The following is a 17,384-nucleotide window of genomic DNA, read 5'->3' as shown; positions in this document are numbered from 1 at the left end:
GGAGTATAAATGAAGAAGAAATTATTAGTAGGGATGGGCTTAGCAGCTATGTTACTGTTAACAGCTTGCGGTGGCACATCAAAAAATACATCTGAGAAATCAGAAACGAAAGAGCATTATCCATTAACAATAGAAAACTATACAAAGGCTGAAGGTGGCTCAACTTGGGAAAAGAAAGAGCAAAAATTCGATAAAGCACCAGAAAGAATTATGGCTAACACACGTCCAGCAGCAGAACTATTATTACATTTAGGCTTAGGGGACAAAATTGTTGGAGTTGGTGCAAACTTTGGTGCACCTGATACATCTGTAGAGAAGGAATACGAAAAGTTAAATATTTTAAGTGATGAGTACGTTGGCAAAGAGGTTACATTAGGAACTGATCCAGATCTAGTTTTTGGACGAGGTGGATTATTTGATAACGCTGAATGGGGAGTAGGCACAGTAGATTCTCTAAATGATATGGGTGTTAAAACGTATGTTTTAGAATCTTCGATAACAGGTGGAACATATGAATCGATTTATAAGGATATAGAGAATGTTGGGGAAATTTTTAATGTTCAAGACAAAGCAGATAGCTTTATAAAGGAATTAAAAGATAGACAAAAGAATATTTCTACTAAATTAGAGAGCATTAAAGAGCACAAAACATTTGCATACTTGCATACAAATGATCCAAAAGATCTTTTTGTATGGTCAGCACATGGGGAATCATTCTTTAATAATTCATTTAATATGATTAAACTAGATAATATCTTTAAAGATGAGACAGGTGATATTAGCATCGAGACATTAATTGCTACAGATCCAGATGTTTTAATTCTGCCAAACTGGGATGGATCAGATCTTACAAAAGTACGCGAGGAAATTTATGCCAATCCTAAACTTTCAAGCATGAAAGCTATTAAAAATAAACAAATTTATATTGTAGATTATAATTACATGTTTGGCTATAGCTATAATACGATAGATGGTATGGAAGCTTTAGCAAAAGAAATGTACCCAGATTTATTTAAATAAGTGAAGAAATGGGGAGATTAATCCCACTTTTTAAAGGAATAGTTCACTAGAAATTTTCTAGTTTACTATTCCTTTATTTATTGAGTAATTAGTTGGTTTATATTCAATATTATTACAGTTAAATGCGTGTGCATACTATCCCAACAAATAGAAACGGGATGTTGCTTATCAAGATAGATTAATCGAGTAATAAGGTTGTTATTTATAGTGCTTGTATCTATCAAATGAGGTGAGGAATTCAGAAATAGACCTGTTTTAAAGATAGCTTCCTTTAATGTCCATAGCTCATAAAAGGCTTGTAATCGATTGAGATTGGTTTTTGAAAAAAATATATCTAATTCAGTCTGTGTCATTGCAGAAAATATGACCTCTTCACACAATGGTATTATTTCTTCCACATCAACTCCGATATGACCCTTTGTAGTTAGTGCCACGACTATCCACTTTCCCGAATGTGATAGATTTACATCGCCCTCCCATTGATTATTAATAATATATGGACGTCCGTTAGCATCTCTTTCTACTTGAATTTGATGATTGCCGAGGACCTTTTGAAGCGCCCATCGAATAAGAGTGCTACCTAATAATGCCCTTTGCCTATCCTGCCAATGCTTATATTGTAAAATTCTATGCTGGTCTGGCTGTGATAGTTGATAGAACAGCTTATCCCATTCTGCTTGTACCAATTGTTGACCAAGAGGTAACGCAAATAAATATACTTTGTTAGTCTTCATATGATTTCTACAGACTCTGGCTCAGGGAAATACTCCATTTTGATGCCGTAATGAATCAACTTGCGAATAAAGGCTGTATTTGGCACTGCACATAAAATTTTCGTATGTGCTAAAAATGCTTGTGTTTTATCGCAATTAAAGACAAATGGTGAATCACTTGCTCCATCACCTTCTAGCTGTGCAATGGCCAATGATAAATATGTCTGTGCATCCTCTGTATGATCATTATATAAAAGCCAGTTCGTATATTCCTGTGCAGTCACAGTTTCAAGCTCATAGCCAAACTCCTGAATCAATTCAATAAAGTTTAGATAGGGCAGCGGAGTGGGGTTACATAAATGGAATACATGTCCGTTTGAAGCAGACTGACATGCTAGAGCTACTAGCGCTTGGCTGGCATAATTAATCGGTGTAAAGTCAATGTGCCAATGAGCACTAGGAATCTTACCTAAATAAAGCATGGATTTGATCATACGATAAAAAGCATTGTCATCAATATTGCGTTGGAATTTACCAGTTTCAGAATGACAGGTTAAATTCCCAACACGATAAATGGATATAGGAATAGCCTGCATGCTGGCCTGTCGTACAAGATTCTCAGCCTCTAGCTTACTTTGTGTATAAACATTGTCAAGCTGATAGTCATAATTAAAGTTACCTTGTGCTTCATCGAATCCCCAATTATTTGCGGCAAGCTCCTCTGGAATCCCCATCGTTGAAACATAGTGGAAATGAACACCCTTTTTACGTTTAGCTAGTTTCAGTAGATATTTAGTACCTTCGACGTTTACATCACTAAATTGTTCCGCTGCGCCAAAATGCCTTACATCTGCTCCACAATGAATAATAGCATCAATCTGATTAATAATTGTATGCTCATCTTTGTCAGATAGGCCCAGCCTTTGATGCCCCAAATCTCCTTGTATCACTGTCACTCGATTTTTCAAAAGTGTAGTGATGCTGTCCTCGAAATAAAATTGCATAGTATCATTAAGCTTTTCTTCAATGGATACACGAGCATTTGGTCTAATGAGGCAGTAAACCTGTACATTTGTTGTCATTAACAGCTCATATAATACATGACTTCCTAAAAAGCCCGTAGCGCCTGTAAGCAATACTGTTTTCATTGGTAATGGTTCTACTGCATCAGAAACTGGTAGGCGGTTAGGCTCCTTTAATTCCTTTAATAGGACAGTAGATGGCAACACTGGGTTTGCCTGATCCTTAGCTTGATAGTTACGAATATAATAATCAAGCTCTGCAATAGTTTGATGTTGGAAGAAATCTTGTATTTTTAAGAAGGGAATATGCTTTTTCACTTGTACAAGAATCTCTAGAATTTTTAACGAATGTCCACCTATGTGGAAAAAGTTATCGTGAATGCCAACTTGCTCAACACCAAGTACATACTCCCATGCCTTAGCTAGCATTTCCTGCCTATCATTTTCTGGGGCTGTATATTTGCTATTTAGAGAAATGGTTTCTTCTATCTCTAGTAATTGCTTTCGATCAATTTTACCTGTTGGAGATAGAGGCATCTCTAGTAATTCAAAGAATCGCTCAGGAATCATATATTCTGGTAAATTATTTGATAAATACTCTCTAATGGCCTTTTGTTCTATTTGCATACCGCCTGACACAGTATAATAGGCAAATAAACTATTATTGCCATCTGCCTTTTTTTTCGCGACCATTATTGCCTCTTGTATGTTAGGGTAATTACTTAACACGGCTTCAATTTCCCCAAGCTCTATACGAAATCCTCTTACTTTTATTTGCGAATCTTTCCGTCCAATAAATTCAATTACACCACTTGGTAATAAACGGACTAAATCGCCTGTTCGATACATCAATTCATCAGCTTTAAATAGATGTGGAGCAAAAACCTCGGCTGTTTTTTCAGGTTGATGTAAATAACCTGCTGCTAAACCAGCGCCTGCAATACATAATTCACCTGTGACATTGATTGGGCAAAGCTGATTATTGCTATTAACAATATACATTTCATAGTTGGCAATCGGTCTGCCAATTGGCATGCTTCCCTGATTGTCTGTTATAGAATCCTTTATCTTATAGTAGGAGGATAGCACTGTGCATTCAGTTGGTCCGTAAACATTAACAATTTCAGTCCATTTACCGAATTTCTCCTGCCATCTTTGTACAACAGCAGGCATTAGAGCTTCACCACCAACTGATAAAAATTTAAGAGACGATAAATTTTCTTGAAATTCTACAGATAGATATGTAGCAAGCTGTGTAAAGAAAGTATTTGGCACAGTCGCAGTAGTAATGTTTTCGCGTGCGATCATATTAGCAAATGCTTCGACGGATAGCCGTTCAATACTTGTGAGCATGTGCAGTCTTGCACCTGAAAAAAAAGCCGTCAATGTTTCTGTCACTGAAGGGTCAAAACTATAGGAGATAAATTGAGAATAAACGTCATCTTTAGAGGATTGGTAAATTCTCTGATGATCTGTTATTAAGTTAATAACAGCCCCATGTTTGATCATGACACCTTTTGGTTTACCTGTGGATCCAGATGTATAAATAATATAGGCTAAATCGGATGGGTGTAGATTACTGTGAATATTTTCCTTTGAAAAACTTTCCTTCTGATTGATGGTCAACACCATCCGAGGTTGTACATCATTATGTATGAGTTGGTTCAGTAAGTTCATATGTTCATCTTTCGTCAATACAAATGGGGCGGCAGTATCGTTCAATAGGTACTGGCAACGTTCTTGTGGATAGCTTGGATCAATGGGAACATAGGCACCACCTGCTTTTAGTACTCCTAGAATACTAATGATTGTTTCCTTACTACGCTCCATTAAAATGGCTACAAAATCACCTTTTTGCAGACCATTGTCTATTAACATATGGGCAACTTGATTAGATCGTTCATTTAATTGATGATAGGTCATTGTACCGCCCTCGAAAGATAAGGCAATTGCATCAGCAAATTGGTTTACAGCCTGATAAAAAATTTCAGGTATTGTGGTATTTGTATCGTAATAGGCTTTAGTTTGATTTAAAGCTTGGTATGCTAGCAGATCCTTCTCTTTTAACAGTTCAATACATGGAGAGACTAGCATTTGTTGTTCAAATAGTTGTGTTTGATGATGTGATAAATATAAATTAAAATCTCGTGTATTATTCAATCATAACAACTCCTATTATCAAAGAGGGAAATCAATAAGCAGAATATTAAAAATTCATTTTAGCGATAAACTCCCGCAGATGTTCATAAATCTGCGGGATACTGAGAACCTGCTTCTGCTTATAGAAAGACTCTTTTCATTTTTATTTCACGACAAATGTGTTAACAACATTTAATAATTCGCTGGACAAATCAGTTAATACTTGCGCTTCTTCAGAAACTCTTTGTACGGTATTCAGTTGAGAAGAGGAAGTTTCAGCGACTGCTCGTGTATTATCTCTTGACCCCATAGAGAAATCTTCCATATCCTTTACAGCAGAGGTTACTTCTTCCATGCCGGCTGCCATTTCTTCTATTGTTGCGGATAGTTCTTGTATTTGTCCAGTAACATGGTGGATTGAAGTTAAAATATGACTAAATGATTTTTCGGAATCATTAATCATGACTAAACCATTATCTACTTCCTCCACAGCACGCATCATCACATTTACAGATGTATTTGTATCATGCTGAATATGTGAGATAAGCGTGGAAATTTCGCGAGCAGATGCCTCAGATTGCTCAGCAAGCTTACGAACTTCATCAGCTACAACAGCAAAGCCACTTCCAGCTTCACCAGCACGAGCTGCTTCAATGGCTGCATTCAATGCCAATAAATTCGTTTGAGAGGCGATACCTGTAATAATACCAACGATTTCTTCAATTTTACCTGAATGTTCGCCAAGCATTTTTACAGATGCTGCTGATTGATTCACTGCTTTACTAATCGCATTCATTTGAGCTACAGATTTATTTGTCGAGTCATTTCCTTTTTCAGCTTCCTCAGATGCTAGGATTGAGGATTCTGATATTTGATTGGAGGTCAGGGCAATTCGTTGAATACCCATGCTCATTTCCTCAATGGTGATCGAGCTTTCTTTTGCTTTTTGGACTTGTAAATCAGCGCCTCCAGCAATTTCTTGCATAGATGAAGCTACACTATTGTACGAGTCTGTTGCTTCTTGCATATTGGTAGATAATACATTGGCGGTGTTCGAAACACGTGCAGAAACATTTGTGGTGCTTTTAATAACTGCTTTCAAATTTTCAATCATGGAATTAAAGTTTTCTGTGAGTAGACCCACTTCATCTGTTGATATCACAGGTAAGGGATCTAGCTCTAAATTACCTTCTGCCACTTTTCTAGATTGTAGGGAAAGATGCTGAATCGGTGTTAATTTTCTTTTTAAAACTGTAAAAACAGCAATGGAAGAACCAATTAAGAAAATCACTGTAACTAAAAGAATCCATAAAACCTCTGTCATCGCCTTAGCCGTTACCATTGATACGTCATAGTCAATTGCATATGCAGCTAAGACTGCTCCGTTTTCATCCAAAATTGGTGTAAGGCCTGTTTTGTAGCTACCATACTCATCTGAGTAGATGCTCGTAGCAGTCGCTTCTTTTGTGTCAAAAATTTCTTTAATTCTTGCTAAAAAGTCATCTGATAAGCCCATAGATATCATATCTTGGTTATACTCCGCCCCAAATTCCAGTATACTTGAGGATAGAACAGGCGCTTTTATATTGTCTCCATCTACCGTTATAAGAAATAGATTTGTAATAATATCAGAGTGATCATTTATATCGTCCATTTCTTTTGTTAAACGAAGAACATCTGAATTACTAGCGTTAGGCTCCTTTATAATAGATTGCAATGTTTTTAGATCTATTGTTTTTGCTAAGATCATTCCTTTATCATAAAGAGATTGATTCATATCTTTTAAATTACTATTCTTTACTATGTAATAGGATAGACCTAGATTGACTAATCCAAATAGTAATAAAATACTTATTACAATGGTTGTTAATTTCCTACTGATGGACATGTGCTGTTTCTTACTTTTCTTCATGTTCTTCCTCCTATAATTATATACAAAACATATTTTAAGTAAAAAAATAGACAATCGAAGCTGAGATAGTCAAAAGTAAATAGTAGAGAACATTACATTTGGCAGTCCTGATGTAATTTTCATGGAAGGTATGTGTACCTTTTTATTAAAATATTAATGAATGGAAAATAATCCAAACATCCCCTAACATTAAACTACTATACTGCCAAAAAATATGATTCACAACCCAATAAACTTACTATTTCGACTTATAATCTTTAAAACAAAATTGAATAAAATGGTTTGTTAGTATGAAAATTTTTATTGGAAGTTGAAAAATTTACTAAATTTTAACATTTTATTAATATTTAATTATAAGAAGTGATATTCTTGAAGTTGTTTTGAAGAATTAAATTATTGGTGAAAAACATCTTTTAGTTTTAAAATTAGGTCTTTTAAATTACATACATTATTATGATAAAAATGGATGAAGCATATAGTCTATCTTTATCTTCAATAAAAAGCTTTATCTTGGGTTTCCAAATATGCCAGGAAACATATCTGTTATCCCTGGTAAGCCCGGGAAACTAGGGTATTGTCCGCCAAAGATGGGGCTGGGGCGGATACGGTGATGGATCATATGGAGGATAGGGGCTACATGGAGGTGTCCCTGTTCCTGCTGCAGTTATTTGATAGACATCCACTGTCACTAATTGACCGTTATCTAGCTGGATTTCTGCAGTTCTTCCTCCTGATCCAAAGCCCGTATCAATGTGCCATGATAAGTACCAGTAGGGAGAGTAACCCAAATTTTCATGCTAGGTCTGAGCTGTTGATTAAAATCATTAGGAGCTAATCTAGCATATACCAATGAAACACACCTTTCTTTATTTGTTCTAACATAGCCTATTTTCAAAATTCCTATTTGCCTTAGGCTAGTGGTTACTTAAATTTGAAATTGTTATAAAATATACTGATTTTCATTATAATGAGAGAAAAAAGGATGTTTGCATAATGGCAATTATCAAGATTAAGAAAATTACAGTGCAAAATTTACGAAATGTTCGTCATGGTGAAATTTCCTTAGCAGTAAATTTTGAGTCATTTTTACAGGTCAATGTTGTAGGTTTATATGGACAAAATGGTTCAGGTAAAACAACGATTGTCGATGCCTTTAGTATATTGAAAGCACTAATTTCAGGCTGGATGGCAGAAGTGAAATTACCTGTACAAGAAAAGCGCTTAGTCATGGCGGGAGAGGGTAAGGCTAGTATAGATTTTGAATTTCTTGTGGAAAATCAGTTTGGTACATTTTTAATCAATTATTATGTAGAGCTAAAAGAGGACGAGCATCGACTATACACAGTTCTTGAACGGCTTACGTATCGAGAAAATGACAAGGGCAAACGTATGAAGATACTAATTGCTATTACAGAAGACGATGTACAGATTCGTAACGCTAAACTTTCAGATATGAATGAAAAAGCACGTATTCAATTGCTAGTTGTTCAGCAATTAGCCAGAAGGCAATATATGTCCTTTATCTTTCATAAAGATTTAAAGCTTTTATTACAAGAAAGGCTTTCGGAGCTTGAGATGCAGCTCCTTCAAAATGTAGCAATTGATTTTAATCAAGATTTACATGTTGTGAATAATCAAAATATCGCGCCTTTGTTTGAAGAGCGAATCATGCCCTTTAGTATCCATTTAGAGAAAACTAGAGGCTTAATACCATATGATCTAAAGGGACCAGCAGTCTTGCCAGAAGAGACCTTCTATGTGTTATGTGAGGTTGTCGAACAAAGTAATCAAGTATTGTCAGCAATTATCCCAGGTCTGACCATAAAAATTAATGTTATTACGAAACAAACAATGGATAGTGGAGCAAAAGGGGTTCGTTTTGAATTTTTATCAAAGCGTGGAGACCGTGAATTACCTCTTCGGACAGAGTCAGAGGGGATATTAAAAATAATTTCTGTTCTTAGCTTGCTTATTGCGGTATACAACAATCCTAATGCATGTGTCATCATTGATGAATTAGATTCTGGTGTTTTTGAATATTTGTTAGGTGAGTTGTTAACAGTGATAGATGAGGATGGAAAAGGTCAGCTTATCTTTACATCCCATAATCTACGTGTGTTAGAGGTGCTAACCATTAAAAATTTATGGTTTACAACAATAAATGAAAATCACCGCTATATGCAGCTAAAAGGAATAAAAGAAGTGAATAATGCTAGGGATGTCTACCTGCGTGCTATTCAGCTTGGTGGCCAGGATGAGGAAGTTTATAAGGAAACAAAATCATTTAAAATGAAGCGTGCGTTTAGAAAAGCGGGTGTGCAGCATGACTAAAAAAGTTCTCTTAATCATTGTTGAGGGACAGACAGAACAGATTATCCTAGAGGATTATTTAGATGAATATTTTGCAAATTCGATGATTCGCTTTGATGTTCAGCGTGAGGATATTTTGACAAAATGGGATGCCAATAAGCGTATACCTAATATTAAAAATAGTGTTATTAAAGTAATCCAGAGCTATTTAAATAAATATAAGTTTTTAGCAAAGGATTTAACGGCAGTTGTTCATATCACAGATGCAGACGGGTGTTTTATTGCGCCAGAATTTGTTAAGGTGAAGGAGGATATCGAGCAAAAATTATTTTATACAGAGGATTCAATCTTAGTGAAGTCAGATAAACGCAAAGAGCAAATTGAACAACGTAATGAAATGAAAGCTAATAATGCCAGGATATTAGTGGCGAATGACCACTTCAGCATTAACCGTTTAAAAGTACCCTATCAATTATTTTATTTTTCTACAAACTTAGAACATGTACTTTGGGATGAACGCAATGAAATTCCAACAGAAAAAGTGCAAAAGGCAGATGATTTTATGGATAATCTCACTGACAATATTGAGGAGTATTTGAGGGGATTTCTCCCAGTTAGTCCAGAGCTGCCATATAGAGAAAAAATGAAAAAAAGCTGGGCATTTTTAATGGATGGCTGCCATTCATTGCAACGAGGAACCAATGTCTCATTGTTATTTGAAATGATTAAATCGGATGTACAATAAAAAGTGCCCTCCAATGTTGAAGGAGGGCACTTTATAATGTTAACTGCTATTGTGTGCACAAGTTAACGCTGTTGTTCGTAGCTACGGATATGCCCCAAAATGGCAGGATCCTTAATTTTAGTATCTTCACTTAATAGAAATAGCTTCGACATGATTTCGGCTGTACGAGGGTCATCATCCACCATTGGTAAGAAAATACGTCCACGGTGCTGCGATTGTACAGCGATTATTGGGATCATTGAGCCGCCCATTTGATGGACAACACCACTACCTAAATGCAGTGAATAGCTAGCCAACTTACCTTCTATAAGGGCATGCTGTTTTTTCACTTCTACATTTGTAAGTTTTAATAGCTTTGTTAATTCCTCTACAATCACAGTGCGCATTTCAACGGTAGAATGACTTGCCTCGGGATCTACACCACCAACATGAGCAACACTGACAACGAGATCGATATCTCGCATAATCTCAGAGAAAATCGCTGCAGGAATATCATCTAAGACTATACTTTTGCCAGTTAAACGATGATAGAAATAAACACCCTCAATCGTTGGCGCTTCAATTTCTGCTGGCGTGAACCAATCAGCCTGCGCATATAACGAAGCCACAATGTTTTCCTTATAATACACCTTACGTGGTCCTTCATCATAACTAAGTTGCCAGCCTCTTGTTTTCAAGAGAGCTACCGTTTGAGATGGATTTACTTGATGTCCTGCATAGCGCAATGATCTTTTTTGCCCTTTTTCATCTTCGTTTATGACATATAGCTCACGGAACACTTGCTTAAACGGCTGCTTTATTTTGTGCTCAAACATATAAGCCTGCCATTGACGCCATTGACCACTTTCCAGTAGGTGATATGGATGGGCAATTTTTAATGCTGTCATTGGTGCAAGTGAAATGATGTCACCTGACAGCAGCTTTATGCCCTCTGAAGTTAGCATTCCTATATATACATCGCTTTTAAAGACAAGCTTTTGTAAAAGAGGAGCTAGAATCGGGTGCTTTAATAAATTGATGAGCTCTTCGGCATGGAAGACTGTTTCTAATTCCATTGCCTGTTCAAGCGCAGGACGTGCTCGTTTGTATTGCTCCTTTAACTCTTTTCGTGCCTCTTGTAATGCAATGACTTGTGTGTTTTTTTTCAATGCTGTAGGAATATTTTTAAGACGCTTTCCATCCTTTGTTACGATAATTTCCACATCAGCGTCATCTTCAATTTGCAAATGTGCCGTAATATGCTCGATTTGCTGTGCTTCAAATAAATGCTTCATTTCATGAAAGGCGGATAGCTCCATTCGCCATGTAAATCTTGTTGTTTCTCCATCACCAGCATTGCGTGCTAGATTTTCGAGTGCAATACTTGCTGCTCGTGCTTCGCTGGCACGGCGCTGTGCTCCAAATTGCTTACTTTCCTTTAAAAATTGTTGGATAAACTGATAGCGTGTTAGAGCGTCCTTTTCATCCGATTTTTTTAATGGGATAAGGCCAAGTGCACGAAGCTTGTCTTTATTACGTTTATCTTGGATTTCCTTCATTAATGGTTTTGGGCTTAGTTTGCCAATTGCAGTATCAGCATAAAGCTGTGCACGACGATGATTTGCTCCTTCTGATGCATATTTTGCTGCATCATAAACAAGCTTGAAATTTTTTGCGCCAATTGTTTGATAGGCACTTTGGAACCAGCTTAAATCAAATGCGCCATCTCGGAAATCGTCAGCAGTGATGCTTGTGAAGAGCGCAATTTGATCTTTAGCAAAATCCGATAAATAGTCAGTTGTATGGGCGATAAAGTACCATGCAGATTCTTTTAAGCCTTCCCAGCCAATTACTTCACTAACTAGATCTATCCAATGCTGATTATACATCATTGCTTCAATTAAACGTTCTTTTGAAATATTTGTTTTTTCCCAGGCATCTTTTAAATGCTGTGCGGTTTCCTCCTTTTTAGGATAGCAGTTTGCAAGTAGGCGTGAGAAAACATCCTTTTTCGTTTCTGCCTGCCAAATATAGCCTCGCGCAAGCTTTTCTCCATCAAGGGCTTGTAAAATTTTAATGAAATACTCAATACCCTCTATATAGGATATACTACTCGCTAGCTTCGTTACGGCCGTAGGAATATCGCCGCGCATAAGCTCAATCTCTAAAATTCGATTGATGGCCTGCTCACGTATAGCAAGAAGATTCGATAGATCCTCAAATGACTTTTGATAGTTTTCGATTAATTTGTTAGGTGCAATTAATATATCTGAGGCTAATGTATTCGTGAAAATGGCCTCAAATAAATGATCCTGTGTGAATAAACCTGCCTGAATAGCATCCAAATATCGGAATAAACTTAAATTGTATATACTAGGGCTGTATTGTTCCTTCTGCATACGCTTTGTTAATTCTTCGTTAATAGCAAGCATTTTAACATACTCGCTGTAGGTCGTATAATCTGAGAAGCATCGATCAACAAAGGCATCGATCACATCTAAATCTACTATAGTGGAAGTAGAACGATAATAATAATACCCCTTGTCTCTTACCTCTAGCTTCCACTGTTTAGATGGTATTTGAGATAAAAGCTGAAGCATTATACCGATTGCTTGCTCAAAAGCATTAAATCCCTGTGAATGTTGTTCTAAAAGTGTGACAGCTTGTTTATGAAGTTCCTGCTCCACAGATAATTTGTCTAAATCCTGTGAAAGTACAGTGAAAATTTGCTCCAGTGTTTGCTCATGCTTTAACGCATTGAACTTAGCAATATATTCTTTTATTTGTGCATAGTTAAGGATTGGTGCTATAAGAGCGTGTGCGGCTTCGCTAATTTCATGTGCCGCAGGGTATTCAGATAGATTACTGTAAAAATTGAAATAAGCTAAATCCTCTGCGCTGAATTTTTCTGCTTTTATCCATTGAATGATTTCCTCAGGTATTGGATAGACGTCAAGACTTGCGTTTTTGTTATTCTCTTTTTTTGAAGCTATAACGTCGTAGTCTTGTCCTAACGTTGTTGTAATTGTCGTATCATTCCATTGATATGTCTCATACTCATAATGAGCATGAGCATCAATTAATTGAATCAGCTGCTCAAGCTTTGCTAAAAGTTTATCAACATCATAGTCAAAAAATCTCTCAAGTGGCATTTGCCCCTGCAAATAGAATGGAATTAGCTGCTTCCATGCATCCTCAGCGTCCATCTTAATATCAATATTTGCAACGTTCTGGTATTGAATAGGAGGGTGTGGTGTATATAAGCCGAAGCCGTTTTCCTCATTATATTCTGGAACATCGTCTGTTAATAATTGATCTAAAAGCACTTGCTCAGTTGCAGTAACTTTTGGTAGTGTTTCACATAAAGCTGTAATTTGCTCATGCGATAAGTGGTATTCTTTTGAGGTTTTTAATAACAACTCAAGTCCACCAAGTCGCTTTAATTGCTTCTTGTCTTGTATAAGTCGCTCGGCACTTTGCAATATTTTCTCCTGTGACTGTAGCTTTAAGAGTGAAATGGCCTCTTTACGAAGTGAGCCTGACTTATTTGTTAAAAGATCCTCGATTTTTAAAATTTCATGATCTGTAGGTGTTAATAGCTGTATTTTTTTTAGCGCGAGGGATCGGTTTATGGAGCTTCGATCTCGTAAAGAGCTAAAAAGAAAATCACGCTTTCCTTGTGTAGAATTATCAAGGCAATAAATATTAAGAAGCCCAATTCTGCTAGTAGGTGAGTAGGTATCTGCACTTGTAATAATACGTTGAAATAACTCCTCATCTTGTAAATGATGGGCCAAAATAATTTGTGTTGAAATAATGTCCTCTAAAGATAAGTGAGCATATACGAAGGATAGAGGCTTTCCTGCAATTGTTAGACCATCCTTTGAAACCTCACTCCTTGCCCATTCGAGCTGATTAAATAGTGGATTTTCAATGTTTTGAAGTTGCGTATTTTCTCGCATATACGTTTGTAAATCTTTAACCCAATCGTTATCCCTAGCATATTCACTGTTAATATAGTTATTTACATGGATGAAATTTCCCCAAGCAAAAGTAAAGAGCTCAATATCCTTCGTTGTTAAAATAATATTTTTGACAAACTGTGCAGTAAAGGAAGTTTTTCCTAGGTTTTTTAAGAATGCAAGTGTTGTAAGCTGGACATGTTTATCACGACCTAGTAGCTCTGGTAAAACCGTATCAAGCTGCGTGTAATCTTTTGTAGAGATTGCCCATAGACCCACGTATATATCTATTGTTCGCTCGCTTTGCAGTAATTCCTTAGTGAAATTGTCGTTTTCAATGGCTTGTATCGCTAATGATAATACTTCCTCTGTAATCTTTTGATTTTCAAAGCTATTATAGCCAAGTCCCATCCATGTATCGACAGCACGAATAACTGAAGAGAAGCGGGTTAGCTGGTGCTCTTGAATAAGCTTCATGATTGTAAGTTGTGCATCTAGGGTACCATGATCAATATTTTCAACAATAGCCTGACGTAGCCCCTCCTGACGCGCTGCCGCAACTAATAGTTTACCAAGTGCCTCATGAAGACGACTATTGGTTGATTTAAAAATCCCCCTTATCAGTGGGTAACCAAAAAAGCTACTTCGATGTTCATCAAATAGTATATTTTCAATCGCTTCCTCAATAGCTGGGTTTTGTAATGATAGCTCCTCAGCAAGCAATTGCTCAAAAACATTAAATGGCATTACCTTTATATTCTCTTGCTTAATCACATAGGAGCTATAGTTAGGGTATGTACCATGCTCATATTGACTGTGATTCGTCAATAATTCCTGTAAATTAATTTCTTCAAATGTCAGCATTTCTTCAATTAATTGTAAGCATTGAAAAAGGTGATCCTGTACTGGCTGTGCTGAACGAAACGATCTACGCAAAATACCGGTCTGAAACATTGCTGTATCATAACGTAATGCCAGTTTCTTAATATTTTGTGCACGCTCTTGTGAAGAAAAGAGTGTTAGTACATCAAATAGTGGACCTATAAATAGCTCCTCGAGTGTTGTGACATTCAAATCAGCAATTTGTTGCTCAATATTGTAATCACGTGTATCCATATATTGAAGCAATGCTGTAGCTATTGGTTCAATAGCTTTTGGTGCAGTATCAATTTTTCTTTGAAATTGTAGTTTTTGTTCATGAGAAAGTGTCATGGGATTCCTCCTTACCAAATTCGTCCTGCTAGCATCGTTAATTTTATAAAAGTAAAAACATCATCTTCTTGAATTGTTAGTGGTGTTGTAAGTGAATTCAATTGCTCCTCATTTTGGATTACTAAAAACAGCTCGTCTTCAAAAGCTTGAATCACTGTCGATTTAGCTTGTTCTAAAGACTGTACAGCGGCACTTTTTTTCTCACCAAAATGTATCTTGCCATGATGTACAGCATTCTCCAATTGCTTCTCAGTTAAATAAATATGAAGCGGTGTGTCCAGTGCCTTTTCGTTATAATTCTGAACCTCTTGTGTGACAAGTTGCAGTAATAAGTCTTTCAAGGTATAGACAGGCTCTTCAATTGTAAATGCAATCTTTTGAAGTTTACGCGATTTTTTTCCAATTGTTTTTTGCTGGTAAAATAAACGCAAACTAACACCTCCTTACAGTAATTTCATTATACAAGAGAGTAAATCATGAAAAGAATAAGGCATTTTACGCTAGTTGAATAAAAATATGTGGGAAAAGTGTAACAAATAATTTGTTGTAGCGACTTATTTCTGAGTGTAGAAAGGGGGGTGAGGCTTTGCATAAGGATATAGTAAAAATAGAACATTTGTACGATTTTTATCATCGAGATGTGTATCATTTTGCGCTTTATTATACAAATAGTAGGGAAGAGGCAGAGGATATTACTCAGGAGACATTTTTCAAGGTGATGAAGCAGTTAGATAATTTAAAGGATATGGATAAAGTAAAAACTTGGATTTTATCAATTGCACGAAATACAGCAGTAGATGTACATAGAAGACAGAAAATAAAACGACTTTTGATAGAAAAGCTTAGCTGGCAGCCTGTACTAAAAGAAGTTCCAAAGCCTCCGGAAATTATAGAGAAAAATGAGCAATGGCAAAAGGTACAAGAGGCATTATTGACATTAAAATCTCATGATCGAACAATTATTATTTGCAGAATGCTAAAAGATTACACGATTCAAGAAACTGCTGAGATTTTGGGCATTTCGGAAGTGAAGGTACGGGTTGATTTTCACCGGGCAATGACGAGGCTTCGGAAAAAGGTAGGGAGGGATGAATGATGGAAGAACGCGATGAAGAGTTATTTGACACACTAAAAAAACGCCCTGATAAAGACCCAAATATAGATTTCTCCAAGCAATTACGTCAGAGCCTCCAAAAAGCTCCTATAAAGAAGACAAAACGATTTTCGATAGCAACAATATTAACCATTCCAGTAACGCTGGCTGTTCTGCTATTTGTATTCAGAATGGGTACCGGGCAGTCATTCAAATTGAAAAACGCTGCATTGTTAACCATCAATCAGGAGAAAACCCTTACTACCATATTATGTGTTTTCCTAATGCTTGCCCTCTTGTTGCTTATACTGTTTGTGTATTATAAGGGGCTTACAAAAGGAAGACTTGTTTATTTGACGTTTTCATTGTCCTTCTTAGCATGGGTCGGGAACCTAGCATATGCAGAGTATCAAAATATTAAAGAACCAAGCTATAGCGAACTTTATGATGATAACGAAATAATTGGACCATTTATGAACAAAGAACGTTTAGATGAGATTCTAAAGGAACAGGATAACTACCTTATGAAAACAATTGAAGGAGATGCAAAATAATGAAAAAGCCTTACGAATATATAGTGAATGGTGTGTCTTTTGTTTTTATGGATTTAAGCTCTTTTGGATTACCTGATATATTCCCAGATTTCATTGGCTATCTTTCTTTTGTATATGGTATTCACCTGTTGCCGTCCTTTCATAACTTAAAGCGTTGGACGAAAACTTTCGCAATTATTTTGGCAGTCTTGTCATTTTTTGTGGAGCTGGATCAATGGCTAGGTTATAAGATACTAGGAGACATTGGAATACAGTTTATGCAATTTTTATTTATTATTTTGATGTATGGTGTTTTTCAATTATTATTACATATTCATAATAATAAGCCCCTTGAAGCTAAGACTTTTAAAACCTATCAGAAATATATAGCATTTATGCTTTGCGGCTTCGTAATACAAGCATTTTCAATGAATTTTGATGAAAGTATGCGAGAAAATGTTCATTTTATAGGTTCCATGCTACAGTTGATTGCTTATTTCTTCTTTGTATTCTATTTTCGAGCGTGTCATAAATATTATAAATACAGCACGCCTTCACTGTAATCAGTGAAGGCATGCTGTTGAAATACTATTATGTCAATGAAATCAAGGTGACAATTAAAAAGTCTAGCCCTTTTTCAAAACGAGGGGTTGATCTCCGTTCCGATTGAGTGCTTTGTTGCTGTCGCTTCGCTTTCGCACAGAGCAAAGCTTCCTGGGGGCGTCCGATGAGCCGCTTGGGGCA

At 36.3% G+C, this 17,384-nt stretch carries 11 protein-coding genes; 6 read left to right on the top strand and 5 right to left on the bottom strand.

Going from position 1 to position 17,384, the window contains the following annotated elements; genetic code table 11:
• Nucleotides 1-9 precede the first annotated feature (9 nt).
• Nucleotides 10-1,020, top strand: coding sequence for an ABC transporter substrate-binding protein (locus AC3WOM_RS21225; RefSeq protein WP_492448233.1), 1,011 nt, complete (start codon nucleotides 10-12; stop codon nucleotides 1,018-1,020).
• Between the two features lie 77 nt (nucleotides 1,021-1,097).
• On the opposite strand, the gene AC3WOM_RS21220 is transcribed toward AC3WOM_RS21225, so the two are convergent.
• The 3 genes from AC3WOM_RS21220 to AC3WOM_RS21210 all read right to left on the bottom strand — a co-directional run bounded on the left by AC3WOM_RS21220 (nucleotide 1,098) and on the right by AC3WOM_RS21210 (nucleotide 6,806).
• Nucleotides 1,098-1,754, bottom strand: a complete 657-nt coding sequence (locus tag AC3WOM_RS21220) for a 4'-phosphopantetheinyl transferase family protein (protein WP_492448232.1) — start codon at nucleotides 1,752-1,754, stop codon at nucleotides 1,098-1,100.
• On the bottom strand, nucleotides 1,751-4,915 hold the full coding sequence (locus AC3WOM_RS21215; protein ID WP_492448231.1) for a non-ribosomal peptide synthetase family protein: 3,165 nt from the start codon (nucleotides 4,913-4,915) through the stop codon (nucleotides 1,751-1,753). Before AC3WOM_RS21215 ends, AC3WOM_RS21220 begins: the two co-directional genes overlap by 4 nt.
• A gap of 142 nt (nucleotides 4,916-5,057) precedes the next feature.
• Nucleotides 5,058-6,806, bottom strand: a complete 1,749-nt coding sequence (locus AC3WOM_RS21210; RefSeq protein ID WP_492448230.1) for a methyl-accepting chemotaxis protein — start codon at nucleotides 6,804-6,806, stop codon at nucleotides 5,058-5,060.
• Nucleotides 6,807-7,799: 993 nt separating this feature from the next.
• On the opposite strand from AC3WOM_RS21210, the gene AC3WOM_RS21205 reads away from it, so the two are divergent.
• Entirely contained in the window at nucleotides 7,800-9,137 is a 1,338-nt protein-coding gene (locus tag AC3WOM_RS21205) for an AAA family ATPase (protein WP_492448229.1), read from the top strand.
• Nucleotides 9,130-9,861, top strand: a complete 732-nt coding sequence (locus AC3WOM_RS21200) for a hypothetical protein (protein ID WP_492448228.1) — start codon at nucleotides 9,130-9,132, stop codon at nucleotides 9,859-9,861. The genes AC3WOM_RS21205 and AC3WOM_RS21200 overlap by 8 nt, the downstream gene beginning before the upstream one ends.
• A 62-nt stretch (nucleotides 9,862-9,923) precedes the next feature.
• On the opposite strand, the gene AC3WOM_RS21195 is transcribed toward AC3WOM_RS21200, so the two are convergent.
• Complete coding sequence (locus AC3WOM_RS21195) at nucleotides 9,924-15,014, bottom strand: DUF4132 domain-containing protein (RefSeq protein WP_492448227.1); 5,091 nt, start codon at nucleotides 15,012-15,014, stop codon at nucleotides 9,924-9,926.
• A gap of 11 nt (nucleotides 15,015-15,025) precedes the next feature.
• Complete coding sequence (locus tag AC3WOM_RS21190; RefSeq protein ID WP_492448226.1) at nucleotides 15,026-15,445, bottom strand: hypothetical protein; 420 nt, start codon at nucleotides 15,443-15,445, stop codon at nucleotides 15,026-15,028.
• A 155-nt stretch (nucleotides 15,446-15,600) separates the two neighbouring features.
• Here AC3WOM_RS21190 and AC3WOM_RS21185 point away from each other — a divergent pair, with 155 nt between their 5' ends.
• The 3 genes from AC3WOM_RS21185 to AC3WOM_RS21175 are packed head-to-tail and all read left to right on the top strand — an operon-like array spanning nucleotide 15,601 to nucleotide 17,203.
• Nucleotides 15,601-16,110 (top strand): RNA polymerase sigma factor, encoded by a 510-nt coding sequence (locus tag AC3WOM_RS21185; protein ID WP_492448225.1) that lies wholly within the window; start codon nucleotides 15,601-15,603, stop codon nucleotides 16,108-16,110.
• A complete protein-coding gene (locus AC3WOM_RS21180; protein WP_492448224.1) occupies nucleotides 16,107-16,661 on the top strand; it encodes a hypothetical protein in 555 nt (184 codons plus the stop codon). Before AC3WOM_RS21185 ends, AC3WOM_RS21180 begins: the two co-directional genes overlap by 4 nt.
• Nucleotides 16,661-17,203 carry a hypothetical protein gene (locus AC3WOM_RS21175; RefSeq protein WP_492448223.1) on the top strand — a complete coding sequence of 181 codons (543 nt, stop codon included), beginning with the start codon at nucleotides 16,661-16,663 and terminating at the stop codon, nucleotides 17,201-17,203. The genes AC3WOM_RS21180 and AC3WOM_RS21175 overlap by 1 nt, the downstream gene beginning before the upstream one ends.
• Nucleotides 17,204-17,384: the final 181 nt, after the last annotated feature.

It is taken from the genome of Lysinibacillus sp. FW301-JW8, from assembly GCF_058788755.1.
The sequence above is the reverse complement of the archived record's forward strand: the minus strand, read 5'-3'. Positions and strand labels throughout refer to the sequence as shown.